Below are 25,817 nucleotides of genomic sequence, written 5' to 3'. Positions count from 1 at the left end.
TACCGCAGCAAAATTATTGCAAAATTTTTTTCACGCGGTAGAATAACGAAATTTTGCAAGAGGTTTAATCATGAAACCATTTCTGTTTGTAACCGATTTAGATGATACCCTCGTATATCGCACCGTTGGCGATGACAGCGCTTTACCAGAACTGAATCAACTGCTGAGTCAACATCGCCAAGAATACGGGACTAAAATAGTTTATTCTACCGGGCGATCGCCTGTACTTTACAAAGAACTCCAAGCTCAAAAAAATCTTTTGCAACCAGATGCCCTCGTCCTTTCTGTGGGTACTGAAATTTACCTCAATGGTACTGATACACAAGATTCAGATTGGGCAGAAATCTTATCTCCGGGATGGGAACGCGAAGCAATATTATCTGTTACGGAGAAATACCACGACTTAGTACGGCAACCAGATTCAGAACAGCGTCCTTTCAAAGTCAGCTTCTTTTTAAAACAAAAAGCATCTGCAAATGTTCTACCACAACTTGAAGCGGAGTTGCAAAAATATAAATTAAATGTAAAGTTAATCTACAGTAGCGATATAGACCTTGACATTGTACCCCGCACCAGCGATAAAGGTCAAGCAATGCAATTTTTACGCCAGAAGTGGAAATTTGCAGCAGAACAAACAGTTGTCTGTGGTGATTCAGGTAATGATATTGCTTTATTTGCTGTAGGCAACGAACGGGGAATCATTGTGGGGAATGCCCGCAAAGAGTTACTCCAATGGCACAATGAGTATCCCGCAGACTACCGCTACCTGGCAAAAGGTTTTTGTGCAGGTGGAATTATCGAAGGCTTACATTATTTTGGTCTCTTGTAATGATTAGTTATTTAAAAGGTATAGTCGCTGGTATCCAAACAATTGGCGCTAATCGCGTGATTCTGACTCTGGAAGTGAATGGCTTGGGGTATGATTTGCAAGTTCCCCAACGGCTAGCAAACCAGTTACCAGAGTCAGGAGGAGTGGCGCAAATTTTTACCCATTTGCAAATTCGGGAAGAAGTGCCCTTTCTATATGGCTTTGCTTCCCCAGCCGAACGCGATTTATTTCGCCACTTGCTGACTGTCACAGGGATTGGTGCAGCCTTAGCGATCGCTCTCTTGGACACTCTGGAACTACCAGATTTAGTCCAAGCAATTATCGCTGGCAATACACAAATCCTTATTCAGGCTCCAGGTGTGGGCAAAAAAATCGCTGAACGCATCTGTTTGGAACTGAAAAGCAAATTGGTCGAGTGGCGCAAATCAGCCGGGTTCTTCGTTGCCACAGGCGGGCCTGCACCAGGAATTCTCGAAGAGGTGCAAATGACCCTCTTCGCCTTGGGATACACTGCCCATGAGGTCAGTCACGCCCTGCACGTAGTCAGCGAAGACATCGGACTACCCAAAGATGCCTATGTCGAAGACTGGATTAAACAAGCGATCGCTCATCTCAGTAGCGAACAAGTTTAATTGTCATTTGTCATTAGTCATTAGTTATTAGTCATTGGTCATTAGTCATTAGTTATTTCTTATCCTCCCCCTGCCTCCCCTGCCTCCCCTGCCCCCTGCCCCCTGCCTTACTTATGCCCACAGACCCTTATGCCTGGCTAGAACAGTCCTTAGCAACAATTCATCGGGCGGACTGGTATCGTTCAGTACAACCTATCAATGGTCGTCCGGGTGCAACGGTGGTTTTAGCTGGGCAAGAGGTAATTAATTTTGCCAGCAATGACTATTTGGGATTGGCTGGGGATGAACGGTTGATGGCAGCGGCAACGGCTGCGATCGCAAAATTTGGCACTGGTAGTACTGGTTCTAGATTACTCAGTGGGCATCGAGAATTACACAGGGAGTTAGAGTTGGCGATCGCATCTACCAAACAAACAGAAGATGCCTTGGTATTTAGTTCTGGGTATCTAGCCAATCTGGGTGCAATTACTGCCCTTGTAGGCAAGCGCGATCTAATATTTTCTGACCAGTACAATCATTCCAGTCTGAAAAATGGAGCGATTCTCAGCGGTGCAGCAGTTGTGGAATACCCACACTGTGATATGGCAGTATTAAAAACTCAGTTGAGTCAGCAGCGGCAAAATTACCGACGCTGTTTGATTCTGACTGATAGCGTCTTCAGCATGGATGGCGATTTATGTCCGTTGCCTGCACTGTTGGCGATCGCTGATGAATTTAACTGTATGCTGCTAGTCGATGAAGCTCATGCCACTGGGGTACTAGGAAAAACTGGTGCTGGGTGCGTCGAATATTTCGGGTGTACAGGAAAGCAATTAATTCAAGTTGGCACCTTGAGTAAAGCTTTAGGTAGTTTAGGCGGGTATGTAGCAGGAAGTACCGCCCTAATTGACTTTTTGCGGAACCGCGCACCCAGTTGGATTTATACCACTGGGCTTTCACCTGCTGATACAGCCGCGGCCTTAGCAGCGATCGAGATCGTGCAACAAGAACCGCAACGCCGTGCCCAATTGTGGGGAAATATACATTACTTGAAAACTTTGCTGCAACAGTTACCTAACCTGAAATTGCTGCCTTCTGAATCACCCATATTATGTTTTCAATTGCCTAATGCGACAGATGCGCTCAAAGCTGGAAAACAGCTAAGAGATGCTGGCATTTTTGCCCCAGCAATTCGTCCCCCCACAGTGCCCACAAGTCGAATCAGAATATCCGTGATGGCAACTCATGAAGTAGCACATATTGAAAAATTGGTAGCAGTACTAAAGGATGTTAGCTAGCCCGGATTTCTCACGCATAGTGTAGGCTTCAGGGGAAGGGGAGTGTGGGGAGTGTGGGGAGTGTGGGGGGTAAGACTTCTTCCCCATCCTCCCACACCTCCCACACCTCTTGGATTTCTCACTTGTGAGAAATCCAGGCTAGCAGTGGCTTTCCGGGCTGTTTGGTAGTTGGCAAACTCTACGAACTGTTCACTTTATCGCTGTTCCTACTGTCATACTGTTTACAATTGCTCATTCCTTGCTTGCCCAGAAGGTAGGAAGCATCCGTTTAGTGAAATCTATGTTTCTGTAGAGGTTTTATGAGTCTGATTCTTCCCAAACGTACCCTATCCCGTCGTCGGTTATTGCAAGTGTCTGGACTTTCAGGGGTAGGCTTTCTTCTTGGTGGCTGTGGGACAAATTTGTTCTCAGATAATCTGCGGCAAATATCTGAGCCACTAAACCAAAGTCTTGAAGCACTTCTATTAACTCAAAAACCTATACCTGAATTTCCTGCCAGTGCCATAGAAGCAGATAAATTACTAGTTAATACCTTTGACTTCACCCCGCAAATCGATCCGGCACAGTTTCGCTTAATAATTGATGGTGAGGTCAATAATGCAATGCAATTGAGCATGGCAGATATTCAAAAACTGCCCTTGACTTCAATGGTGATTCGCCATGTTTGTGTTGAAGGCTGGGCTGCGATCGTTCAATGGGGAGGCGTGCGATTACGAGATTTAGTAGCGCTGGTACAGCCTAAGTCAAACGTCCGCTATGTCTACTTCAAATCTGCTGATGGCTACTATGAAAGCTGGGATCTTGCTTCTGTTGTACATCCTCAAACTCTCATGGCTTATCAAAAGAATGGACAACCCTTATCAGTTGATAATGGTGCGCCGATGCGCCTAGCATCCCCAATAAAACTGGGCTACAAGCAAAGCAAGTGGGTAACTCAAATCACATTCGTTAGCAATTTGTTACCTACTAAAGGCTATTGGGAGGATCAAGGTTATGAGTGGTTTGCAGGGCTATAAGGCAATACAGTTCAGATAAGCCCAAAACACTTGTAGAGACGGCGATTTATCGCGTCTTAAAAACCCAGAATTGTTGCCAGTAGCCCTTAACTGAACCGTATTGGGCTATAAGGCAGGCAAAAAGCTAATCTATTGAAAAGCAAGCTACGCGTAGCGTCTGGCAAAGAAAAAGTTAGTGAATAAGCTCACGTATGACCAGTAAACTTGGTCTAAGCTGTTTAGCTTGTACTTTGTGTCAGCTACGCTATATCTGCCCCAATTTAAATGCCGATTAGTTTAGTTACCCCACAGTGGTTAACAGTCCCTCCCGAATCAGGCGGCGGCCTAAGGTTAGCTTGCTGTTATCGGTGAGGCCGGGAAGTGCTTTAATCGGAAATTCTTGAGTATCAACAATGAAGCGGAACGCTCGCTCTGTAGTCTCTGGGCCTGTTACGCTGTTTCCCGTAAATTGAAGGACAATCCGACTTTGCTTTTTAACGACACGACAGATACCTGCTCTTTTTTTAACAATCGTATCTAGGTTCAGGTTATTAATATTTTCAAGCTGGTAGAAATGTTCATCAGCTAAGGGAGGTGACTCCATCAAAAAACGTTCGGCAATTTCTTCAACGGCATCCTCAACCTGTGATTTATCTGCCAGGAGTTGGAGAAGTTCTTGAAATTGGTCTTGTAAGGATTCGTGGACTTCACCCTGCTGCAAAAAGCCAACAGGCAGCGACTGTCGAAAGCGGACATCTCGTTGAGTTAATAATTTGACCGCACTAAGCATCAAGTCAGACCACCTAAAGACGTGGACACCGACTGTCAGATGAAGAGAGAAAGTGTCAGAAGTCCGAGCTTCGTGAATGTACCCACGAGGCATATACAACAAGTCACCAGCATTCAAACAGATTTCTAAAGGTTCGCCGAGTCCCTCTCTCGACTTGGGTAGGTCTTTTTGATTAGAAACAAGGGGCAAATCGATCGGCGAGTTATATATATTCCAAAGCTTTGAGCCTTCAACCTGCAAAATAAAAACCTCATGTGTATCAAAATGAGGTGCAAACCCCTGTGTATTTTGGGGGGTCATAAACATATTGACCGTTACCGGATAATTGAAAAAAACTTCTAAATTTCTGCGAAAAATTGATACCGGCTGCCAGCGATCGTGAAGGTCATTGATGGTAAAACTATAACCTTGAGAGTAGGAGCTATATAACTGATTAAGATCGGGGACTCCATCTCTACTGATATATTTTCCTATGCCTGGAGAACCGGGAGGAACTCTATACTCGTCCTTAGCCAGTTCAACTCCCAAAAGCTTACAGCGAGTAAACCAGATAATCGAGTCAATATCTTTCATTGAAAGCAAATCGCCGTAGTAATCCTGCTCACTTCTGGGAATAACCAGAGGACGTTTTTCCCAGTATTCATTAAAGAAAGTTGGTACTTCTATGGGGTTAAGCAGTCTTTCAAAATCAAGATCGTATACTGACATGACTCATTTCCTCTTTTATATAAACATCGGAATGGGGTTGAGATGCTCTTCCAACAAAGGGGTTGATAGCCAACTTAATTTAACAGGGACATCATAAAGCCGACCCGGTGCAAATCTCGCCTTAAAATGGCGCAATCCTGGAACAATCACCTTCACCACATTCAGGCTGATATCAGGTCGGGTTTGATCTAAAACGAGTATTTCTAGACCCTGTTGTGCGGCAATCTCTACACAGGCGAGAACATCATCGCGCAAATCATCACTCCAGCAACAAGGGTAATCAGTCAAAACTTTAGGGATAGCACCCTCGTCTGGAGCTAAATAAGGTTGATTTGCCAAGGTAGCAGTCGCTAACCAACTTTTCACATCTTGCTCGACAGGTATCAGGTTTTTATTGTGTTCGACACTCTTCTCAAGCGGTAAAACCTGGTTTAATTCAGTCACTGCTCGCAGGAGAGCAATTGTCGGATCAAAATGAGCACCAAACCCAAACAGAATATTCTCTGCCTCTTGGTCGGTGCGCTTGGAAACAGCCGCAAATGCCGGAATATTCAAATCACTAGTAATGTCCAGCACCCAAAGCTCACGGTGCAGCGTTTTGTAATACTCTAAAAGAGCCGACAAATACGGATTGTTAAAGCTTGCCAAATCTACAGCAGGTCTTTGCAGTCGGTTGTACCACCACAGAGCGACACTATCGCGCTCTACTAACTCCATAAATCCCTGCAAAATGGCTTCTTCTAGGGTATTACCAGCAGCGCAACCACTGGAATTTGCACCACAGAATTGATGGTCTTCAGTTAGTGGATAATTGTAATACAAGTAAGCGGTTGGCAGATATTTAAACGTTTGGGAAGTCAAAGACCAAACCGGTGTCCACTCGATTTCGCGCTCCTTCTGGAATGGTTGTGGCATCCAATTAAACTGGAAATGCTTCTGATTCCAGACCTGGCGGTTTTGGTATTGGGCATCGCTGAATTGCATCAGGGTATTGGGATGAATGGCACTTTCACCGAGTTGAGTCATTGTCGCCTTCACCCGAATTTCGTCACCCGTAAAGATGCCGGAGTAGCGTTCAATGGCTTCACAAAAGGCACTGGCTTTAGATTGAAGGTCGGTTTTGCCTTTCCCAGCACTTTTGATCCGTAATACCTGCCGCAAGCTGTTTAAATTCTGAGCTTCATGGGGAAAAGGATGAGCAGAAACATAAGTGTGAACTAGATCGTTTCCATCCTCGGATATCCGCTCTAAAGCACTGACAACTCCCGTAATCGGGCTGATGAGATGTTCGTATCGCTTAAGCGTTTGCTCTGGGGAGAAAATTCGGTGTCCGCCATCACTTGTAAACTGCTTCTTTTGCGTCCCTAGCACCAGAGGTTGTGGTTCACGGTTAGTAAGATAATCTGGGCTACCACAATCAGGGCATTGAGGGCGCTGAACCAAGATATGGTGTTGCAGATTCAAAGATGCCAAATCGAGAGTCATCAGCTTTCCTTGAAGCTGTTCGTGTTCTTCCGTAACAATCCACTTGGCAATTTCGGTTGCTGCCAAACTCAAGCCAGTTTGCAGGGTAGAGGGCAATATTGACCGGGAGGTGGGAAATGGGTTAAGGATTTTTTTTTGCTGCCCAATAGCAGTTTCAACTTCACGGTTCCCCCGCAAGCGATGAGCCAGACACTGCCAACAACCCGTTTGGCCTGGAAGAAAAATCGGGCCCAGCCAAATTACGGCTCCTACAGGTTTGACTAAAATCCAGGGCTTTTTGGTTCGTAGCGCTTCCTGGTTAAAAGTAGCCAGTTCCGGTTGCAGGTAATCATTCGTTAGGACTACTGTTAGATCCTGCTCGTTGCTAATGCAGATATTTAGGGATTGCAGAGCAGCAAGCAATGGTTCTTTCGGTACTGTATTCAAGGCAATTACAGAAACTTTGGTTGATTGCAAGCGAGCTTTAGCGACGCTCGAATCTACATTTAGGAGATTCCAAAAAGCAGCAACTTCAGGAGGGAAAGTGCCATCTGCCTCGGTGATGTAGCCCTTGTTTTCTAGAAGGGTTAGAGCTTGTTCAACAGCAGCAGAGGTGACTTGCTTTTCTAACTTGCTAACAATTTCATCAACTGTATGACGACCATTTAACAGTGGAGCTAACCAACAGTAGAGACGACCAGTTAGGGCAATTTTTTTTGTCTCACTAAGCAGATATACCGTTTTCGGTAATACAACTTCGACATGGAAATGGTGTCTAAACTGAGGTCGAGCGATCGTCACAGATTTATGATTACCTTTCTAGCACTGTTACATCGTCCACAATTTTCGGATTTTCCCGCCCTGGTTTTGTCTAGCATAAAAACCAACCCTCCCCTAAGTAAGAGGAGGGAATAAAACACAGTATTATGACTCGTTAGACTTCCAGACAAAATCTTCTGGGGTTATATTGGGAATGTCTACAGTTATGGTTTGATTGTCTCGTTGCGCTCCAGAAGCGCTTCCAAGTTCTTCGTCATTCAACTCTGCTAAGAGTTCTTCAGAGGTAACGCTGAGTTCTTGATAATTGTTCATAATCTTCCTCGATTAATGGTGTATACCGAAGTATCATGAGTTGATTAAAATCAACTAAAAAGTATACTACCCCGACTTGTTCTCTTTACGCGATCATCCTAAAGACATATACCAAAAGAAGTATATTCTCATTTTGTCATGATTTTAGCTGCTAAATAGGAGATTAAAATACGCTCAAAAGGAGTGTAAGTGCGGTCTAGCTGCTAATACTTAATAAAAAACGTAAAAAATATTTCTAAGTAAAAATAATGAGTCGATATGGCATTCCCGATTACCTATTTAGGTGTCCACCGAGATATCTGCAATATCGGATATGTTGTAAAGCAATACGGTTCAGTTAAGGCTAAAACTCTTGGTCAAAGTCAAGTTTTTGAACGAACCGCAAAGTACGCAAAGAGAAGGAAGAAAGACTTAACTGAACTATATTGTGTTGTAAAGTTATATGTGGATCGAGTCAAACCAGACATAGACAATTATCTAAAGAGTAAATTTATGGAATCTAAAAAAAATAAAATTTGCTCTTATATAAAGCGTTGTGTTCTTTTTTCACTCACCATTTTTTTTATTCATGCTTGTAATTTAGAAATTTGGCAACCAAAAATTAATCCTCAATCGCAAATAATTGGCAGTATCTCAAGTGATACAACAACCTTTAATTATGCTCTCAATGAAAGCAACCATAAAATTTTTGACCTAATTTATCAAGGATTAGTGCGAGACAATCCGATAACAGGAGAGATTGAATCCGCATTAGCTGAATCTTGGCAATTTTCTGAGGACAAAAAGCAAATTATTTTTACCTTACGTAAGGGTTTAAAGTGGTCAGATGGAGAACCATTAACGGTCGAAGATGTTGTCTTTACATATAACGAAATTTATCTAAATAAAGAAATTCCTACTAGCTATAGAGATAGTCTGCGAATTGGTGAAACTCAAGCGCTACCGACGGTTAAAAAAATTGGTGAATTCCAGGTAGAATTTAGTATTTTTGAACCTTTTGCTCCTTTTTTATCTAACGTTGATTTGCCTATTTTACCAGCCCATGCTTTACAAGCATCAGTAAGAAAAAAAGACTCTGAAGGAAAACTTCAGTTTCTTTATACTTGGGGAACTAATACTCCTCCTGCTCAACTTATTGTAAATGGGCCTTATTTACTAGAAAATTATATCTCTGGTACACAATTTATTTTTCGACGCAATCCTTACTATTGGAAAAAGGATAAGCAAGGGAATCATCTGCCTTATATTGAACGTATTATATGTGCAATTATTGAATCAAAAGATACAGCTTTATTAAAGTTTCGTTCTGGAGAACTAGACTATATTAATGTTTCACCAGAATACTTTTCTCTACTTAAGCATGAAGAAAAACGAGGAAAATTTACAATTTATAACAGTGGGATTCGCTATTCAGTTACTTTTATGTCCTTCAATCTCAACCAAGGGAGAAGAGGAGAGAAGCCTTTAGTTGAAACCAAGAAATCTCGTTGGTTCAATAACGTAAAGTTTAGACAAGCAATTGCCTACGCCATTGATCGGAAGACAATAATCAATAATGTCTATCGAGGACTGGGACAAGAGTTAAACTCCCAAATACCCGTACAGAGTCCCTACTATGTTTCTTTAGAAAAAGCGGGGAGCAAAGTTTATGAATACAATCCAAAACAAGCAAAAAAATTACTTTTGTCAGCGAGATTTAAATATAATAATAGAGGACAACTTTTAGATGTTGATAATAATGCGGTACGTTTTACCTTGCTGACTAATGCTAGTGACATCACCCAACAAGCAATGGCAGCCCAAATTAAACAATATTTGAGTCAAATTGGCATTCAATTAGATTTTCAGCCAATTGTTTTAAATGCCCTGATTAATCAAGTGACTAACTCTCTTGAATGGGAAGCTATTCTTCTGAGCTTTAATAGTAGTAATGAACCCAATGATGATGTAAGCTTTTGGTCTCCCGATCAAAGTTTTCACCTGTTTAATAAAAAGCCACAACTTGACCAGCCGCATTTAGAAGGTAGAGAAGTAGCAGACTGGGAGAAGAAAATTGGTCAGCTTTACATTCAAGGAGCAAGAGAGTTAAATCGAGATAAACGCAGAGAAATTTATGCTGAAGTTCAGCAGATTATTCAGGAATATTTACCAGCGATCTTCTTAGTTAATCCTTACTCTATGCTTGCTGTACGCAATCGTTTTGACCGCATCCAATACTCGGCTTTAGAAGGAATATTTTGGAATATTGATGAACTTAAAATCAAGAAAGACTTTTTTAAGGGATAATCTGATTGAGGATGTAGCTATTTTCATTTTCAAGTTAGACTCAAGTGCGATCGCAGCTTCACCCATAACCGATATCAGCTTGCCACACAGATACAAAACTACACTGATTGATTAATCCCCAGTATTTCTAATTATGGCCCGAATAATCACCGTTGGAGCCGCTCAACTAGGCCCCATTGCCCGAAATGATAGCCGTGCAGATGTCATCAATAGATTAATTGACTTGATGAAACAAGCAAAAAGCGTGGGCTGTGACTTGATAGTATTTCCAGAATTGGCATTAACCACCTTTTTTCCTCGTTGGTACATGGAAAATCAGGTAGAGATTGATGCTTTCTTCGAGACAGAAATGCCTGGGACAGAAACTCGTCCGTTGTTCGAGTTATCCGCTCATTTAGAAATTGGTTTTTATCTAGGGTATGCCGAACTTACGATTGAAAAAGGCCAAACTCGTCGTTATAACACCTCAATTTTAGTCAATAAGTCAGGTCAAATTATTGGCAAGTATCGCAAGATTCATGTACCTGGTCATATTGAATATAAACCAGAGCAAGCCTTTCAGCATTTAGAAAGACGGTACTTTGATATTGGAAATTTAGGGTTTCAGGTGTGGCGTGCCTTTGACGGTATTATCGGAATGTGCATCTGCAACGATCGCCGTTGGTCGGAAACTTACCGAGTAATGGGACTTCAAAACGTGGAGATGATTTTAATCGGTTATAGTACACCGCAAGAAACTCGCCTCAGTCAGTTCCATAATCACTTAGTTATGCAAGACGGAGCTTATCAGAATGCAACTTGGGTAGTTGGCGTGGCAAAAGCTGGGCGAGAAGAGGGCTGCGATCTCATTGGTGATAGTGCTATTATTGCTCCTTCTGGCGAAATTGTAGCTAAGAGCATTACCTTGGGCGATGAGTTGATTGTCGCCCGTTGTAACCTAGATTTATGTCAGCCTTTGTCTAATTTCGAGATATATCGTCAACCAGAGTATTATCAGGCGATCTGTGAACAAAAAAGTGTGACATCAGAGGATGTTTGAAAAGGAATGCCTGCTTAACCTGGATTTCTCACAAGTGAGAAATCCAAGGGGTGTGGGAGGTGTGGGAGGTGTGGGAGGATGGGGAAGAAGTCTTACCCCCCACACTCCCCACACTCCTCTTCCCCTGAAGCCTACACTATGCGTGAGAAATCCGGGTTAAGCTTACAGTCAAAGGCTTTCATGATTTACACACGCATTATTTGATAATAAACGGAAGAACTAGAATTATTAAAAAAGCTCCTCAAAAAGTATTCAGTTTTTGGACGGTTTTTTTGTTAATCTTATTTAAAATTCAACACTTCTGAAAGTATCCATCATGTCTCTCGATACATATTACACACTAGGAGGCTCAGGTCTGCGAGTTAGCCGTCTGGCATTAGGTAGCATGACCTTCGGTACTGAATGGGGCTGGGGAGCCGACGAGGATACAGCGCGTCAACTGTTCAATACTTATATTGATGTGGGTGGCAATTTCATTGACACAGCAGACTTGTATACCAACGGTACGAGTGAGAGATGGATTGGCAAATTTGTAGCAGAACGCAGATTGCGCGATCGCGTTGTCATTGCTACCAAGTTCAGCTACAACGCCGAACCCGGCAACCCTAATGCTGGCGGTAATGGACGCAAAAATATCCTGCGAGCTGTAGAGGGATCGCTGCAACGTCTGGGAACCGACTTTATCGACCTCTACCTTCTCCACACCTGGGATCGACTCACCCCCGCCGAAGAGGTGATCCGAACTCTTGATGATTTAGTCAGATCGGGGAAAGTTCGTTATGTAGGGTTGAGTGATACACCTGCTTGGTATGCAGCACGATCGCAGACACTTGCCCAGTGCCGGAGTTATGAATTGCTTAGTACATTACAGCTTGAGTACTCGCTAGTTGAGCGGAACATTGAACGCGAATTTGTTCCACTGGGATTGGAACTTGGCATGGGCATTATGGTCTGGAGTCCTCTAGCTAGAGGTCTTCTCAGTGGAAAGTATCAACCAAATGAAGGTAGCTTTACAGGTTCAGGACGGCTAGAGACAATGCGAAATAGTAACAGTCCGACATCACTGAAAATGACAGAGCGAAACTGGCAAATCATCGCCCAACTCGAAAGTATAGCGAAAGAACTGGGTAACAGCATGGCTCAGGTGGCGCTGAATTGGACAGCCAACCGACCTGGGATTGCAAGTGTGATTGTCGGAGCCACTAAGCTAGCTCAACTAGAGGACAATCTCAAAGCGTTGGATTTTCAAATTCCCGATGAACTAAGCGATCGCCTTGAGATCGTTAGTCGTCCTGAACCTCAATTTCCATATACTTTCTTCAACCCCAAAATTCAAGCGATGATTCATGGTGGTAAACCCGTCAGCTTGAAACCGAAAGGATACTATCCGGTTATGTAACAAATATCTGTTAACACCACTAAATTTCCACTTCCAGAATAGGCTCTAAAAATAGTTTGATTTTATTGTGCCAACTTACTTAAACGGTTTTTCTCAAGGTATAAATAGTTGAACTTAACTTGCCAATTAATTGATAAATAGCCCAATGGTACAACGCCGATGTGACTTCATAATTTGTCTGTCCTAACTGGGACAAAAACTTTTCTTTGGCCAGTATCATTCGTGCCAAGCGCATGAGTTCTTTTGTAGCGCGTCCGTCACGTTCTTCGTAGTATTGCATCAACTCGCTGCCAATTACCTCTGTTGTCAGGATTTGCAATCCGGCATCTTTAAAACACTCTTCAACAAAGGAAGCAGACATACTTTCAGGTACAACCCCTAGAGTTTTGTATAGGCGTGCTGCTTCTTTGGGTTCCATAAGTTCGGTGGCAAATATTGTGTAGATGACCATGCTACCGTTAGGCTTGAGAACGCGATCGCACTCTCTAGCAAATTGCCGCACGTTTTGCACCTGCTCTAGTACGTCACGACACCATATCAAGTCAAAGGTTGCATCTTCAAAAGGGATGCTCTCTAAACTTCCTTTGATAAAACTGACTTGCTCGGCTAAACCTTGCTTAAGTGCAGCATTTTGCGCAAATTCTAGGTGGTCATCAACAATGTCAATGCCTTTAACTTGAAAGTTAAATCGCCGTGCCAAATCGCAAGTGTTATTTCCATATCCGCAACCGACATCAAGCACGGTAGAGCCAGAAACAAGATTGAGTCTTTCAACAAAATCATAAAGCATTTCCGGCGGGCGCGGCTGCAAACTTTCGTCTAGCTTTTCGTAAGCACCACCGCCATGAGCAACTCGAATATACTCATAAATTGTGTTTAGCTTTTCAGTATTAACATTGTCAGTCATAAATAAATACGGTTCGGTTGCTCACACAGTAGTTGTTTAACCTCAATTTAACAGCTTAACAGCGATCGCCCCTTCCACAGTCTTAAAATATCTCCCACCGATAATCTCTTGATTTATGTACACTACATAGTAGAAACACAATACATCGTGTTTCTACGGAATATTTGTCATGACATTCATCAATAAATGAGACTGTTTATCATCGTCTGGTTGGGACAACTGGTTTCTCTCCTTGGTAGTGGTCTCACAATCTACGGCTTAGATATTTGGATATACCAACATACTGGTTCAATTACTCAGTACACCATCCTTTATTTGTTTACAACTCTACCGCTTGTCCTCGTTTCTCCGTTGGCAGGCACTTTAGTAGACCGTTGGAACCGCCGTTGGGCAATGATTCTGAGTGACTCTGGTGCTGCTGTTATTACTTTATGTTTAGGCTATTTGCTAGTTACCCAAAGGCTAGAACTCTGGCATATCTATCCACTCGTTACGATTAGTTCCATCTTCAATGCCTTCCAATCCCCTGCCTACAGTGCCGCCACTACTCAGTTGGTTTCCAAAGACTACCTGGATCGAGCTAGTGGACTTACTCAGCTAGCACTAGCTGTTAGTCAGATAGTTTCACCTACATTAGCTGCTTTTCTGCTAGGCGTAATCCAGCTTCAGGGTATCATTCTGATTGATTTGGCTACCTTTTTCTTCTCTTTGATCGTTCTACTGTTAGTTCGGTTTCCTGAAGTTCAGATCGTTGCTGACTCTGAAGCAGAACCAAGTTCACTACTGCGTGATACCGCTCTTGGTTGGAGTTATCTAACTGCTAGACCAGGGCTTTTAGGATTAGTGCTTTTCCGTGCTATTATCGCCGTCTTTTGGCGATTCGCTAATGTCCTAATCACTCCTGCAATACTGTCCTTTTCTACAGTCACTAGCCTCGGCATTATTGGGTCTGTTAATGGGATAGGTCTAGTTGTGGGTAGCTTGCTCGTTGCTATCTGGGAAGGGCCAAAACGCAAGATGAGTACTATACTTGGTTTCATGCTGCTATGCGGATTCTCTATGATCCTTTGGGGGTTGCGCCCTTCAGTTTTGCTGTTATGCATAGGTAGTTTTATCTTCTACATAGGTCGCTCAATTGCTGTCAGTTCTATTCGAGTTATTTTGCAAAAGAAAGTTGCGCTTGACTATCAAGGGAGAATATTTGGTTTACAAAATGCGCTCACACAATCCGCTCTACCCATTGCTGCTGTTGGAGCTGGGCCTTTAGCCGATCGGATTTTCGAGCCTTTGATGAATACTGACAGTTTCTTAGCAACAAGTGCAGGACTAATTATCGGTGTTGGGCCTGGTCGGGGCATTGGTCTTCTGTTTATCATCCTCGGAATTCTAGTTGTCTTCACAACTGTTCTTGCTTACTTGTATCCCCGGTTGCGGCGATTGGAGGATGAACTACCTGATATTGTTTCCGATCGAGTTTCCAGTACTACTGATGAAACTCTTACCATAACCGAGCAAGTTGTTAACACTATCTAGTATTTAGCTGAAGTACAAATCCCACTTAGCCTAACATTATTCGTCTAACAGCCGAGGTTGCAATAAATGAAACTGATCGGGCAAACCAGGCTCCTCTGGATCTTCACTGGGAAGATCGTACATGGTTGGCAATACATCTTTTGGCGATCGCGGCGGGTCAGTTTGATACATCTTTTGGCAATCCTGATGATGAAACTCTCAGTTCTATTATGATTCAATTGTTTTTGAGTAACTCAACACCTTGCAGAACGCGGTAGCATAAATTTATCGGACATATCTGCGTTTAACCCAATATTTCTCAAGCCTGAGTTTCTTCAAATAAGACTAAGCCATACTTCTCACCAGTAGGCAAAAAGCCAATTCCTCGATAAACTGCTTGGGCTGCTTGGTTATTATCACCTGTAAACAGGATGGCACGTTTTACTAAGAGCGATCGCGCATCTAGCAACGAGCCTGCTACTATACTTTTGGCATAGCCTTTACCCCGTAGCCCTGGCGGTGTCCAGACTCCACCAATTTGCACAATATCAGGTAGGCTGGCATTGAAAGCAGAGTAAGCAACTGGGGTATCTCCTTCTACCAAAACCCAATGCATAGCCTTAGCTTGACGTGATTCAATTACGAGACGGCAATCAGGTCTTAAACTGGGAGTATCTCTTTGTCCTAAAGTTTCCACATTATAAGCAGCGCACCATTCGCCCAGTAACTCCAACTCTTCTGGATGTGGTAAACGACACTGCACCTTTGCTGATGCTAAAGCTTCAGGTATTTGCAAATCTCGCAGTGTTAGAGAAAACAATATCTCAGACTCATTAAGCTGAGTCGGTCGATTGCTAAGTCCCAAAATGCTTTTTGTCGCTTCAACTTGTGCTGCTGGGCCACTAATTCCAGAAATAGCACGTCCAGATTGTGCCACAACTGCTTGTACCACTTCTGCTAGATTTACAGGGGCTTGGACTACAAGCATCCTATTCCAAAAGTGGGCTGCAACTGCCACTATATTTTCATCTATGTAGGCCGCCATATAAGTTCCTTGAAATATTGCACCTTGGTCAAGCAGTCCCGCCGCTCGCCAATTAGAGCGCAAAAACATAGAAGTATCGGTGTGTTGCAAGAGAAATGTTTCCAGCGATACTTCATCTCCAGGTTGCAGCGTTCTCAAAATAGGCACAAAAAACTCCTCAGTATCTAATAGCGCAGTTTTTTCAAATACACTATCAAATCAAATAGATAGTAATGATTCTCTCAATGGTGAAGATGATTTAAACCTTAGCAAAGGCGATCGCTAATCTCAACTAAAGCAATCCTATCTGATTGAAAAGGACACAGTTATGTTATCCTGTGTCCCTAAATTAAACTACTTCAAGATGCTAGGACTGCCGATAGCAGGCAAACTCCATTGAAAAAGTAGCCATACCAGAAGTAAGCGATCGCAATTCTGTAGAATACCCAAACATTCGCGCCAGCGGTACTTCTGCTCGAATCACCGTGTATCCCTGCATTGTCTCAGAACCCAACAACAAAGCCCGACGCGAGGATAAGTCACCCTGAATCCTTCCCATAAACTCATGGGGTGTTTCCACCTCTACAAGCATGATGGGTTCGAGGATATAGGGTTTGGCTTTGGCGATCGCACCCTCAATTGCTTGATGAGATGCTGACCGGAAAGCCAATTCTGAAGAGTCAATTGGATGATAAGAACCGCCATCCAAAACAACTTTCACCCCAGTTACCGGATAGCCTTGCAGCTTTCCTGATTGCATCGCCTCACGGAAACCCTTTTCGCAGGCAGGGATATATTCTTTGGGAATTGCACCTCCAACTACCCGATTCTCAAAGACAAACGGCTCATCTGTAGGTTCAATCCACCCAGTAATATGGGCGTACTGACCAGGGCCGCCTGACTGTTTTTTGAATCGGTAGTCAAAGGTAGCTTGTTGCCTAATGGTTTCGCGGTACGCCACAGCGGGAGTACCAACGAAAACCTCGGCATTGTATTCTCGTTGGATGCGCTCCAGGTAGATTTCCAAGTGGAGTTCGCCCATCCCAGAAATCAAAGTTGCTCCTGATTCGGGGTCGATGCTCAACCGGAAGGTGGGGTCTTCCCTTTGAAAGCGATTGAGTGCCTTGGAAAGGCGATCGCTATCTTCCTGCTTCTTGGGCGTAATTGCCAGTGTAATCACTGGTTCCGGCACAAACATCTTCTCTAGAGATACCAGTGGTTCCCCAGAACAGAATGTATCACCAGAAGCACAATCCACACTCAACAGAGCAACAATATCCCCTGCTACGGCAACTTGTACCTCTTCTCGCTTATTGGCGTGCATTCTCACCAAGCGACCGATTTGCACTCGCTGTTCAGTCCGCGAGTTGTAGACGGTATCGCCGGGTTTGAGCGTTCCAGAGTAAATCCGGGTGTAGGTCAACTGCCCAAAGGATTCAACGGTGAGTTTAAATGCCAATGCCACCAAGGAAGCATCGGGATTAGGGTAAACACTCACCGACTCTACGGTTTTGACCACTTCTCTATCCACGGGAGATGGTAGATAGAGCGCAACTGCATCCAATAAGTTTTGCACTCCTTTATTTTTGAATGCCGAACCCAGCAGTACAGGCGTAAATTCGAGGCTTAAGGTTGCCTGTCGGATGGTTTGCCAAATTAATTCTTTGGGAATCTCCTCACCCGCCAACAACATCTCGGTCATCGTTTCTGAGAACAGCGACAAAGTATCTAGCAGTTTGTCGCGTGCCTGTTGCGCCTCATCCCTTAGAGGTTCGGGAATTGCCTTTTTGACGCGGTTTTCCCCGTTCTCCCCCTCAAAGTAGTCGGCGGTCATTTCCACCAGGTCAATCACTCCCTGGAATTGGTCTTCACTGCCGATAGGATACTGGAGCAATACCGCATTTAGTTGCAAGCGATCGCGTATTCCCTGTACTACACGCAATGGATCTGCCCCCGTCCGATCCATTTTGTTGATGAACGCCAAACGCGGCACACGGTAGCGCTTCATTTGCCGATCCACTGTAATGGACTGGGACTGCACGCCCGCCACAGCACACAGCACCATCACTGCCCCATCCAATACCCGCAGGGCGCGTTCCACTTCAATGGTGAAATCTACGTGTCCAGGTGTATCAATCAGGTTAATTTGAGTATCGTGCCACTGGCAGGTGGTAGCAGCGGAAGTGATGGTTATACCATGCAGTTTTTCCTCTGGCATAAAATCCATCGTTGCACCCTTACCGCCTCCCCGCACTTCCTCAATAGCGTGGATTCTGCCCGTATAGAAGAGAATTCGCTCTGACAGCGTAGTTTTACCAGAGTCGATGTGAGCAGAGATACCAATATTTCGGATGCGTGTTCGGGGAATCATAAAATTTCCTTTTGTTCAAGCGACAAACAGTCACCAACTGAGTGGTGATATATTTTGTATTATATATGTAGTATGGTGAAAAGACAAGGCTGATAATATAGCGCCGGCAGCAAGCGAGTACTCGTTCGCTTTTAGCGTCTCGTAGAGAGCGTCTGAATAACCGGCGTTTTTGCATCCCCACCAAATATACGATTTGGTGGTGCAACAATTCAGTGGCGGGTCTGAATCCCCGACTGATAGCGCCGGCGGCAAGCGAGTCAGACGCTCCTGCGTCGCTAACGCTGCGCTATCGATAGCGCCGGCGGCAAGCGAGTATTTTCGAGTCGCGTCTTGATTCTGAATTCTGAATTCTGGATTCTGCATTCTTCTTCAACAAATATTTTTGCAACCCGACGAGAAACACTATTAATTAAGGGAGCGTTATGTTCTTATTAAACTTCATAAAAAAATATTAATTTTTAATACATAAATTGATTTTCTAACTCTCAATTTGATTTCTCATCTTTTACCACTTGAAGTAGCATCAGAGAGTGATAAATCCTTGATTTTATGGAAGTTTTGAATTTATCGCAGACCGAAATTGTAAAAGATGAGTATTTAGTTTTGTCATAAATTTAATATAACTAAAAATCTAAGGTAATGTATACATGACTTCCAGCATTACAGACAATATCCAAAGACATACTCTTTTAGTAGATGTGAATAACGAAAACCGAATTGCTTACCAAACTAACCGCACAGCGATCGCTGCATTCAATGCAATCGTAATGGCAGGAGCAGAGGCTTATATCAATGGGTTAAAAATCCCCGATACTCTGCTTAAATCCTTTTTAAATCTCTCCATGCAAATCAGCTACAAATATTTTCCTTCTCTTTTAGTTCCCTATGAATGGCTGTTGCAAGAAAGCGATCGCCTTGCAGAAGGGTCACACGAACTAATGAAGGTTCAATACAACCTACCCGAAGAAATGTTCAGTCTGATGTTAAAAGAGACAGAACTTTTATATCCCAAATACACAATGGCTTTATGGGAGAAAAAAGCATCTAACCTTGAGCAAGCTCAAATGCAGATGCTCGATGATTTGATCGCAAAAGCAGGCATCGAAGACGGAGACGAAATCTTAGATTTGGGATGCGGTTGGGGTTCTGCATCAAATTACATTCTTTCCCGGTTTCCCCATGTGAAAGTAACGGCTCTTAATTTGAGCCACGGGCAATGCGAATATATGCGGAAAAAAATGCGAGACCCTACCAGTTACCTAAGTTCAGATAGATTCACTCTATATGAAAAGGACTTTAATGATATTGATTTTGAGAATAAGTTTGATAAAATTATGGCGATTGGCCTGTTTGAACATATAGGGAATTTAACGAAATCATTTCAAAAACTGGCTTCTCTCCTCAAAGATGATGGCAAGGTGTTAATTCACATAATCACAACCAGATTACCTTATGATATAACCCATCCTTTTATCGACAAATATGTTTTTCCAAACATGAGGGTGTGGAGTTATGATGTCATTCCAAAGATTAATACAGACCTGAAAACTATTAATCAGTGGTATTTAAATGGTGCTAACTACTCAAAGACTCTGATAAATTGGTTAATGAATTTTGACCAAAATCAAGCTAAAGTCCAAGATTTCAATTATGGCATGAACTATGGCAATTTCTGCCGGATGTGGAGACTTTATTTGCTCTTGTGCATTGTGTATTTTGACGGTTTTGATGGTGAAATTCTTGGTAATGGTCAATACTTGTTGGTTCATGCGTGACAAGTTAATTGCATAATTCCTAATAATTTAGCGATCGCCCAACCATATTAAGAGCAATTTTTGGTTCTTTAGTGTAGGGGCCAGCAATATGTGTGTGAGTAGCATTGAATGGCAAATAAACGCTTTTATCACATTGGCTTTGGACAAAATGATTTAGGTTCATCGCCTCCCAGCATTGCACTATTATCTGGCGATCCAGAGCGATCGCACCTAATTTCCCAAACTTATTTACAAGATGTACGCGTGTTGTCAGAAAATCGCGGACTCAATAGCTACGTAGGATACTTACCGAATGGTCGCTGTATCTTATCAGCTACAAGTGGTATGGGTGCGCCTTCATTAAGTATTGTGGTCAATGAGTTGGTACAAGTAGGAATCCGACAAATTATTCGCATTGGAACTTGCGGTTCCATTCAACCTTATATACCAGTTGGTAGCGTTGTTATTAGCAGTGCAGCATTGTGTCGCCAAGGTGCAGCGAATGATATTGCGCCTGTGGAGTATCCAGCCGCAGCCGATCCTTTTCTGACAGTCGCTTTAGTTAAAGCTGCACGAGAATTAAAGGTTGAACATTACATCGGAATTACGGCATCAGTTGATACTTTTTACGAAGGACAAGAACGCACTGATTCAGCCAATCCAAATTTAATGCGATCGCTGCATGGCATTACAGAAGAATATCGGCGCTTGAATATCTTGAATTACGAGATGGAATGCGGCACACTATTCAAAATGGCAGGAGTGTATAATTTTGCTGCTGCTGCTATTTGTGGTGTAGTTGCTTCACGTACTGATAGTGAAAATATCATCTTAGAACAAAAAGATATCGCTGTGAAAAATGCGATCGCAACTGCTGTAAATGCAGCAGCAAGCTTTGAGTAAGCTAACAAATTTCTCTTATCCAACTTCTTAGTATGTCAGATTGAATCTGCTCTAAGTAGTTTCATCATGTCTTTACCTAATCTTTAATTTACCAATCAGTAATTCTATGTAAGATGTATTGAGTAAGATGCAATTTGATATTTTTAAGATATAAACCTCATCTACCTTGAGAACAGTAGTTTTGTAGGTTGGGTGCAGCGATAGCGTAACCCAACATAAAATTTGGTGGTAATGTTGGGTTGCGTTTCACTCCACCCAACCTACATAAATATATCTTTTAAAAAACTCTAGGTTTCAACATAGATGAGGTTTATATATAAAATAGTAGCTGATTTAAAACTAAAGAAGTAGTTATAAATGTCTATTTTAAATAGATACAATTTGAATTTTTATATTAAAAAGCTGTTCTTTTAACACTATGTTTTACAGCCACCATGATGAGTTTAGATATTAAGAGTAGTCAAAAAAATTGGAGCGCAGTATAACATGAAGAATGCTTGGAGGCGTTGGATTACAACCGTTAATCTAGCTGCAATTGCACTAATGCCGACGCTGATATTTTTAGCATTCTCTCATCGGGCAACAGCAGACGATCCAGGAGCGTGTTACATGATAACTTCCTCTGGTAAAACTGTTGGATTGGGAAGGATTTGTGGCAATATCATAGCCGCACCTTCAGACAATAGAGTTTTTCGAGTCTCAATCAAACGCCGTTTTGGTGGAACTCCTGTGATTGATGTCACCTTCAACGACAAAAAAACCTTTGAAATGATTGTAGATACAGGTGCTAGTGGAACCATTATCACTCAAGATATGGCGAATACACTGAAACTCCAGGCTACAGGTACAATGCAAGCCCAAATTGCTGATGGTAGTGAAGTAAAATTTTCAACGAGTAAGGTAAAATCTATTGCAGTAGGTGGAGTTACAGCCAATAATCTTCAAGTAGCGATCGCACCAAAAGGAAGCATTGGGCTATTAGGTCACGATTTCTTTGGCAACTATGATATTAAGATTCTGGAGAAAGAGGTAGAATTTCATCACCGCTAATGTTTGCAACTTCTTTAGATTTTTACTATTGAAATATCAAAAGGAATGTGAACCAAGGTACTCAGCACTCCTGAAGCAGCTTAAGAGCGTTATAGAATAGAAAGAAACCTTACATACATTACGCTGATTCAGCAGAATTGCCCATGACCACTTCTAAACGCCAATATCACATCACTACTTTCGGTTGTCAGATGAATAAAGCTGACTCAGAGCGCATGGCTGGCGTTTTGGAAGACATGGGCTTTGAGTGGTGTGAAGATCCGAATCATGCAGATGTGATTCTCTACAATACCTGCACCATTCGGGATAATGCTGAACAAAAGGTATATTCCTATCTTGGCAGACAAGCAAAGCGTAAACATGAGCAGCCTGATTTAACCCTCATCGTTGCTGGTTGTGTTGCCCAACAAGAAGGAGAAGCGCTGTTGCGGCGAGTGCCAGAATTAGATTTGGTAATGGGGCCACAACACGCCAACCGTCTGAAAGATTTGCTGGAGTCAGTATTTGAAGGCAACCAAGTTGTCGCAACCGAAGCAGTTCACATTATTGAAGATATCACCCAGCCGCGACGAGATAGTACAGTGACCGCTTGGGTGAATGTGATTTACGGCTGTAACGAACGCTGCACCTATTGCGTGGTTCCTAATGTGCGCGGTGTCGAACAATCTCGCACGCCGTCAGCTATCCGGGCTGAAATGGAAGAATTAGGACGGCAAGGTTACAAAGAAATTACTCTACTCGGACAAAATATTGATGCTTACGGCAGAGATTTACCTGGAGTGACAGCAGAAGGTAGGCATCTGAATAACTTTACAGATTTGCTTTATTACGTCCATGATGTACCGGGGATTGAAAGATTAAGATTTGCGACTAGCCACCCTCGTTATTTTACCGAGAGATTAATTCAAGCTTGTGCTGAGTTACCCAAAGTGTGCGAACACTTCCACATTCCCTTTCAATCTGGGGATAACGAACTTTTAAAGGCGATGGCACGGGGTTATACCCATGAAAAATATCGCCGCATTATCGATACCATTCGGCGGTATATGCCAGATGCCTCCATTAGTGCCGATGTAATTGTCGGTTTTCCTGGGGAAACAGAAGCACAGTTTGAAAATACCCTGAAACTGGTAGAAGATATTGGCTTTGATATGTTGAATACAGCAGCATATTCGCCGCGTCCAGGGACACCAGCCGCTTTGTGGGACAATCAACTAAGTGAAGAAATTAAAAGCGATCGCTTGCAACGGCTCAATCATCTGGGAAACTTGAAAGTAGCAGAGCGATCGCAACGTTACTTTGGACGCATTGAAGAAGTTTTAGTAGAAGACCAAAATCCTAAAGATCCAACCCAGGTAATGGGACGCACTGGTGGTAATCGTTTGACCTTTTTTAGCGGTGACATCAAAGAACTCAAAGGGCAGTTGGTGAAGGTAAAAATTACCGAAGTTCGGCCTTTTAGCTTGACGGGTGAACCAGTTGAAGTGAGGCAAACCGTTTTGCAGTAAGAACCATTTGAAGATTATACCCCTGACTTATGATGAAGTTACCGCAAACGATTCCAGTTCTTCTTTTTGGGGCTAGCTTGGCTGTAATTTCCCCTCAACATTGTGCTGCTTTCAATGTTCAAGAAATAGCTATTATTGCTCAAGCATCAAACGATTTGCCAATGGTCAAATCGGCTGGACTGTCCCCCGAAATGGATGTGCCTTGGTCGAAAGCCGTAAAAATTGTTGACCCCTTTGAAGGGGAGTTTGTTGGAGTTTTCGACCGCAATTCATTAGGTGGCTATTTGTTCCGTGAGGGTTCAACACAAGTTATTAGTTTGTGGACACCTTCGAGTATTCGAGTACTCGTAACAGTAAATTCGGGACAAGCAAGGTCTTCTTTCTACACCGCTGGTCGTGTGTATCCTAGACCTGACTATCTTAGATTTGTCACGACTAAAAAAGTAGATAAGCTTTTACTCAAGGTCAGAGAAAAAGTTTTTCAATTAGACGGTTCAACCGGCACGTTTACTGTCAGTAAAGAATTAGCCACTGCTTTGAAAAATTCTCCAGATGAGAATTTAGATATCAGATTAGTGTTAGAAGGAGGTCAAACTGTTGATAGCGAAATTGGTAAAGGAACGGTAAAAGCTTGGCGAATTATTTATTAGACCTCTTGCATAAATCAAAAATAATCAAGAACCCCACCCCGCCAAAGCTACGCTTTGTCTCTCCTCCCCGCAAGCCTACGGTGTATACACAAGTCTGAAATAGTTAATTAACCAAGGTTTTACCCCACCCTAACCCTCCCCTTATAAAGGGGAGGGAACTAAATTTGCCGGTTTCCACCCTTTATAAGGGGGGATTAAGGGGGGTAATTTGACTTGTGTATACACGGAGGGGGTTGGGGGTGGGGTGTTAGGGACTTTTGCAAGAGGTCTATTAAGCGATTGAATTTTTCAGCCAAGTATTTTCTATATTTAATAAAGAAAAAACCTCTCCATTCTCATCAAAAGTTGACTGATAAAACTTTTTTATAGATTTAATAAGAACGAACATTGTTAGAAGTAAGCCTGATTAATTCTTCAACATTGTTAGAGATTGTATTGCAAATAGTATTTAAAGGTAAGTCATTAGGATCAAACCCAAAAGGTTCTTCGATTTCTGAGCCAATTTGTTCAATGCTTAATAATGTAAAACTTACAAAAGCCATTACTATACCAGTCCACCAATTTAAAAAGCTCACAATTTCCAAAGGTAATATAAGACAAAAAATTAATAACAGTTGTCTGAGTTTAATAGTATATATCAAAGGCAGCGGCGTTTTTAAAATGCGTTCGCAACCACCTAAAATATCAACTAAATCATCTACACAATTATGCAGAGTAGTTAATTGATAGACATTTAGACAATTTCGGTCATGCTGATACTGCAAATAATCTCCTATCCAATAAGCAATTTGTAGTGGCGGATGATCGCTATCTTGGAGGTGTAAATATTGTTTTTCAGACATTAATGATGCCAACTGAGTGTCTAAAGGCACTGATCTTAGATGTAACTTCATTGCAATTGCAAAAGCAGTTACTAACCGAAGCATTGCTTCTTTTTCTAATTTATCTTCTGGTGTCTTCTCTTTAACTATTATCGCAATTCCACGAGTTAAATTACGCGATGTATTAACTAAAGCTCCCCATAGTTGACGACCTTCCCAAAATCTATCATGAGCCGTATTCGTCCGAAAGACTAATAGTAATGTAAAGCCAATATTAAAGCTTAAAACAGCATTGGTAAGAATATTGCTGGAATCTGAAAATGCGATTGGTAATCCTAAATGAGCTAAAAATGATATAAAAGTACCATATATAGTACAAAAAATTACCCAAGGAAGAATAATAGAGATAATTGACCTTTCAAGCCTAAGAGTTACTTGAAGCCAGTTCAGCTTTTCGCCTTTGTAAAGATGATACTTCTCTCTTAAAGAGTTTTTAGAATTATTTTGAAAATAGTTAGGTTGTTTCATATTGGTAAGATTTGAGGATTACATCAATTAGCAAACTAACTTTTTTAGCTAAATATATCTTGCTTAAGCAAGATATATGCAAAATCTAGGTTTCCAAATAGTCACTATAGTGTAACTATAATAAACACAAATTATAGTTGTAACATTGAAATTTATTTCTGTGAACCATCTTTAGGTAGGTAAATTCAATACTGTCTTCCAATTCTTCACCACAAACCTGATTTTCTGCTGATATTGATTAAATTTTGTGGTCTTTCACTGATTTATGAGATAGTTAG

23 protein-coding genes are annotated in these 25,817 nt (G+C 42.3%); 14 read left to right on the top strand and 9 right to left on the bottom strand.

Annotation, left to right across the window (positions count from 1 at the left end; genetic code table 11):
- The first annotated feature begins 70 nt into the window (after positions 1 to 70).
- The 3 genes from V7K61_RS11100 to bioF all read left to right on the top strand — a co-directional run bounded on the left by V7K61_RS11100 (position 71) and on the right by bioF (position 2,738).
- Positions 71 to 829 carry a sucrose-phosphate phosphatase gene (locus tag V7K61_RS11100; protein ID WP_335053376.1) on the top strand — a complete coding sequence of 253 codons (759 nt, stop codon included), beginning with the start codon at positions 71 to 73 and terminating at the stop codon, positions 827 to 829.
- Positions 829 to 1,461, top strand: coding sequence for a Holliday junction branch migration protein RuvA (gene ruvA, locus V7K61_RS11095; protein ID WP_109007998.1), 633 nt, complete (start codon positions 829 to 831; stop codon positions 1,459 to 1,461). Before V7K61_RS11100 ends, ruvA begins: the two co-directional genes overlap by 1 nt.
- 113 nt (positions 1,462 to 1,574) lie before the next feature.
- On the top strand, positions 1,575 to 2,738 hold the full coding sequence (gene bioF, locus V7K61_RS11090) for an 8-amino-7-oxononanoate synthase (RefSeq protein WP_335053375.1): 1,164 nt from the start codon (positions 1,575 to 1,577) through the stop codon (positions 2,736 to 2,738).
- On the opposite strand, the gene V7K61_RS11085 is transcribed toward bioF, so the two are convergent.
- A complete protein-coding gene (locus V7K61_RS11085) occupies positions 2,735 to 2,860 on the bottom strand; it encodes a hypothetical protein (RefSeq protein ID WP_262984327.1) in 126 nt (41 codons plus the stop codon). The genes bioF and V7K61_RS11085 overlap by 4 nt on opposite strands.
- A gap of 177 nt (positions 2,861 to 3,037) precedes the next feature.
- Between V7K61_RS11085 and V7K61_RS11080 the strand changes: the two genes are divergently transcribed.
- Positions 3,038 to 3,754 (top strand): molybdopterin-dependent oxidoreductase, encoded by a 717-nt coding sequence (locus V7K61_RS11080; RefSeq protein ID WP_335053374.1) that lies wholly within the window; start codon positions 3,038 to 3,040, stop codon positions 3,752 to 3,754.
- A gap of 280 nt (positions 3,755 to 4,034) precedes the next feature.
- On the opposite strand, the gene V7K61_RS11075 is transcribed toward V7K61_RS11080, so the two are convergent.
- The 3 genes from V7K61_RS11075 to V7K61_RS11065 form a co-directional block, all read right to left on the bottom strand.
- Positions 4,035 to 5,231, bottom strand: coding sequence for a cupin domain-containing protein (locus V7K61_RS11075; protein ID WP_335053373.1), 1,197 nt, complete (start codon positions 5,229 to 5,231; stop codon positions 4,035 to 4,037).
- A 15-nt stretch (positions 5,232 to 5,246) separates the two neighbouring features.
- Positions 5,247 to 7,496, bottom strand: a complete 2,250-nt coding sequence (locus V7K61_RS11070; RefSeq protein ID WP_335053372.1) for a TOMM precursor leader peptide-binding protein — start codon at positions 7,494 to 7,496, stop codon at positions 5,247 to 5,249.
- A 123-nt stretch (positions 7,497 to 7,619) separates the two neighbouring features.
- Positions 7,620 to 7,787: a hypothetical protein gene (locus V7K61_RS11065; RefSeq protein ID WP_335053371.1), complete on the bottom strand. Its 168-nt coding sequence runs from the start codon at positions 7,785 to 7,787 to the stop codon at positions 7,620 to 7,622.
- Between the two features lie 492 nt (positions 7,788 to 8,279).
- Here V7K61_RS11065 and V7K61_RS11060 point away from each other — a divergent pair, with 492 nt between their 5' ends.
- The 4 genes from V7K61_RS11060 (at position 8,280) to V7K61_RS11045 (ending at position 12,511) form a co-directional block, all read left to right on the top strand.
- The gene (locus V7K61_RS11060) at positions 8,280 to 10,073 is read left to right on the top strand and encodes an ABC transporter substrate-binding protein (RefSeq protein WP_335053370.1); all 1,794 of its coding nucleotides are present in this window, start codon (positions 8,280 to 8,282) and stop codon (positions 10,071 to 10,073) included.
- A 133-nt stretch (positions 10,074 to 10,206) separates the two neighbouring features.
- Positions 10,207 to 11,112 (top strand): N-carbamoyl-D-amino-acid hydrolase, encoded by a 906-nt coding sequence (locus V7K61_RS11055; protein WP_335053369.1) that lies wholly within the window; start codon positions 10,207 to 10,209, stop codon positions 11,110 to 11,112.
- Between the two features lie 34 nt (positions 11,113 to 11,146).
- Positions 11,147 to 11,272: a hypothetical protein gene (locus V7K61_RS11050; protein ID WP_335053368.1), complete on the top strand. Its 126-nt coding sequence runs from the start codon at positions 11,147 to 11,149 to the stop codon at positions 11,270 to 11,272.
- A gap of 156 nt (positions 11,273 to 11,428) precedes the next feature.
- A complete protein-coding gene (locus V7K61_RS11045) occupies positions 11,429 to 12,511 on the top strand; it encodes an aldo/keto reductase (RefSeq protein WP_335053367.1) in 1,083 nt (360 codons plus the stop codon).
- Positions 12,512 to 12,590: 79 nt separating this feature from the next.
- Here V7K61_RS11045 and V7K61_RS11040 read toward each other — a convergent pair whose 3' ends face one another.
- Positions 12,591 to 13,418 (bottom strand): class I SAM-dependent methyltransferase, encoded by an 828-nt coding sequence (locus V7K61_RS11040; protein WP_335053366.1) that lies wholly within the window; start codon positions 13,416 to 13,418, stop codon positions 12,591 to 12,593.
- A 186-nt stretch (positions 13,419 to 13,604) separates the two neighbouring features.
- Here V7K61_RS11040 and V7K61_RS11035 point away from each other — a divergent pair, with 186 nt between their 5' ends.
- On the top strand, positions 13,605 to 14,951 hold the full coding sequence (locus tag V7K61_RS11035) for an MFS transporter (protein WP_335053365.1): 1,347 nt from the start codon (positions 13,605 to 13,607) through the stop codon (positions 14,949 to 14,951).
- Between the two features lie 36 nt (positions 14,952 to 14,987).
- On the opposite strand, the gene V7K61_RS11030 is transcribed toward V7K61_RS11035, so the two are convergent.
- The 3 genes from V7K61_RS11030 to fusA all read right to left on the bottom strand — a co-directional run bounded on the left by V7K61_RS11030 (position 14,988) and on the right by fusA (position 18,325).
- Positions 14,988 to 15,122 (bottom strand): hypothetical protein, encoded by a 135-nt coding sequence (locus tag V7K61_RS11030; RefSeq protein ID WP_335053449.1) that lies wholly within the window; start codon positions 15,120 to 15,122, stop codon positions 14,988 to 14,990.
- A gap of 127 nt (positions 15,123 to 15,249) precedes the next feature.
- Positions 15,250 to 16,122 carry a GNAT family N-acetyltransferase gene (locus V7K61_RS11025; protein ID WP_335053364.1) on the bottom strand — a complete coding sequence of 291 codons (873 nt, stop codon included), beginning with the start codon at positions 16,120 to 16,122 and terminating at the stop codon, positions 15,250 to 15,252.
- Positions 16,123 to 16,321: 199 nt separating this feature from the next.
- Entirely contained in the window at positions 16,322 to 18,325 is a 2,004-nt protein-coding gene (gene fusA / locus V7K61_RS11020) for an elongation factor G (protein WP_335053363.1), read from the bottom strand.
- Positions 18,326 to 18,972: 647 nt separating this feature from the next.
- Between fusA and V7K61_RS11015 the strand changes: the two genes are divergently transcribed.
- From V7K61_RS11015 to V7K61_RS10995, 5 genes are all read left to right on the top strand, one after another.
- A complete protein-coding gene (locus V7K61_RS11015; protein WP_335053362.1) occupies positions 18,973 to 20,100 on the top strand; it encodes an SAM-dependent methyltransferase in 1,128 nt (375 codons plus the stop codon).
- Positions 20,101 to 20,208: 108 nt separating this feature from the next.
- A complete protein-coding gene (locus V7K61_RS11010; RefSeq protein ID WP_335053361.1) occupies positions 20,209 to 20,982 on the top strand; it encodes a nucleoside phosphorylase in 774 nt (257 codons plus the stop codon).
- Between the two features lie 486 nt (positions 20,983 to 21,468).
- Positions 21,469 to 22,032: a retropepsin-like aspartic protease family protein gene (locus V7K61_RS11005; protein WP_335053360.1), complete on the top strand. Its 564-nt coding sequence runs from the start codon at positions 21,469 to 21,471 to the stop codon at positions 22,030 to 22,032.
- A 143-nt stretch (positions 22,033 to 22,175) separates the two neighbouring features.
- Positions 22,176 to 23,540 carry a tRNA (N6-isopentenyl adenosine(37)-C2)-methylthiotransferase MiaB gene (miaB, locus tag V7K61_RS11000; protein ID WP_335053359.1) on the top strand — a complete coding sequence of 455 codons (1,365 nt, stop codon included), beginning with the start codon at positions 22,176 to 22,178 and terminating at the stop codon, positions 23,538 to 23,540.
- A 29-nt stretch (positions 23,541 to 23,569) separates the two neighbouring features.
- Positions 23,570 to 24,190: a hypothetical protein gene (locus V7K61_RS10995; protein WP_335053358.1), complete on the top strand. Its 621-nt coding sequence runs from the start codon at positions 23,570 to 23,572 to the stop codon at positions 24,188 to 24,190.
- A 371-nt stretch (positions 24,191 to 24,561) separates the two neighbouring features.
- On the opposite strand, the gene V7K61_RS10990 is transcribed toward V7K61_RS10995, so the two are convergent.
- Positions 24,562 to 25,539 carry a bestrophin family protein gene (locus V7K61_RS10990; RefSeq protein ID WP_335053357.1) on the bottom strand — a complete coding sequence of 326 codons (978 nt, stop codon included), beginning with the start codon at positions 25,537 to 25,539 and terminating at the stop codon, positions 24,562 to 24,564.
- Positions 25,540 to 25,817 lie beyond the last annotated feature (278 nt).

Origin of the sequence: Nostoc sp. (genome assembly GCF_036918015.1) — a bacterium.
Lineage (GTDB): Bacteria > Cyanobacteriota > Cyanobacteriia > Cyanobacteriales > Nostocaceae > Nostoc.
The sequence above is the reverse complement of the archived record's forward strand: the minus strand, read 5'-3'. Positions and strand labels throughout refer to the sequence as shown.

Excerpts from the sequence above, each read along its gene's own strand:
- V7K61_RS11055 (WP_335053369.1), top strand. The coding sequence starts at position 10,207 with ATGGCCCGAATAATCACCGTTGGAGCCGCTCAACTAGGCCCCATTGCC.
- V7K61_RS11100 (WP_335053376.1), top strand. The coding sequence starts at position 71 with ATGAAACCATTTCTGTTTGTAACCGATTTAGATGATACCCTCGTATAT.
- V7K61_RS11030 (WP_335053449.1), bottom strand. The coding sequence starts at position 15,122 with ATGTATCAAACTGACCCGCCGCGATCGCCAAAAGATGTATTGCCAACC.
- V7K61_RS11065 (WP_335053371.1), bottom strand. The coding sequence starts at position 7,787 with ATGAACAATTATCAAGAACTCAGCGTTACCTCTGAAGAACTCTTAGCA.
- V7K61_RS11035 (WP_335053365.1), top strand. The coding sequence starts at position 13,605 with ATGAGACTGTTTATCATCGTCTGGTTGGGACAACTGGTTTCTCTCCTT.
- V7K61_RS11010 (WP_335053361.1), top strand. The coding sequence starts at position 20,209 with ATGGCAAATAAACGCTTTTATCACATTGGCTTTGGACAAAATGATTTA.
- V7K61_RS11005 (WP_335053360.1), top strand. The coding sequence starts at position 21,469 with ATGAAGAATGCTTGGAGGCGTTGGATTACAACCGTTAATCTAGCTGCA.
- miaB (WP_335053359.1), top strand. The coding sequence starts at position 22,176 with ATGACCACTTCTAAACGCCAATATCACATCACTACTTTCGGTTGTCAG.
- V7K61_RS11080 (WP_335053374.1), top strand. The coding sequence starts at position 3,038 with ATGAGTCTGATTCTTCCCAAACGTACCCTATCCCGTCGTCGGTTATTG.
- fusA (WP_335053363.1), bottom strand. The coding sequence starts at position 18,325 with ATGATTCCCCGAACACGCATCCGAAATATTGGTATCTCTGCTCACATC.
- V7K61_RS11075 (WP_335053373.1), bottom strand. The coding sequence starts at position 5,231 with ATGTCAGTATACGATCTTGATTTTGAAAGACTGCTTAACCCCATAGAA.
- bioF (WP_335053375.1), top strand. The coding sequence starts at position 1,575 with ATGCCCACAGACCCTTATGCCTGGCTAGAACAGTCCTTAGCAACAATT.
- V7K61_RS10995 (WP_335053358.1), top strand. The coding sequence starts at position 23,570 with ATGATGAAGTTACCGCAAACGATTCCAGTTCTTCTTTTTGGGGCTAGC.
- V7K61_RS11060 (WP_335053370.1), top strand. The coding sequence starts at position 8,280 with ATGGAATCTAAAAAAAATAAAATTTGCTCTTATATAAAGCGTTGTGTT.
- V7K61_RS10990 (WP_335053357.1), bottom strand. The coding sequence starts at position 25,539 with ATGAAACAACCTAACTATTTTCAAAATAATTCTAAAAACTCTTTAAGA.
- V7K61_RS11045 (WP_335053367.1), top strand. The coding sequence starts at position 11,429 with ATGTCTCTCGATACATATTACACACTAGGAGGCTCAGGTCTGCGAGTT.
- V7K61_RS11040 (WP_335053366.1), bottom strand. The coding sequence starts at position 13,418 with ATGACTGACAATGTTAATACTGAAAAGCTAAACACAATTTATGAGTAT.
- V7K61_RS11015 (WP_335053362.1), top strand. The coding sequence starts at position 18,973 with ATGACTTCCAGCATTACAGACAATATCCAAAGACATACTCTTTTAGTA.
- ruvA (WP_109007998.1), top strand. The coding sequence starts at position 829 with ATGATTAGTTATTTAAAAGGTATAGTCGCTGGTATCCAAACAATTGGC.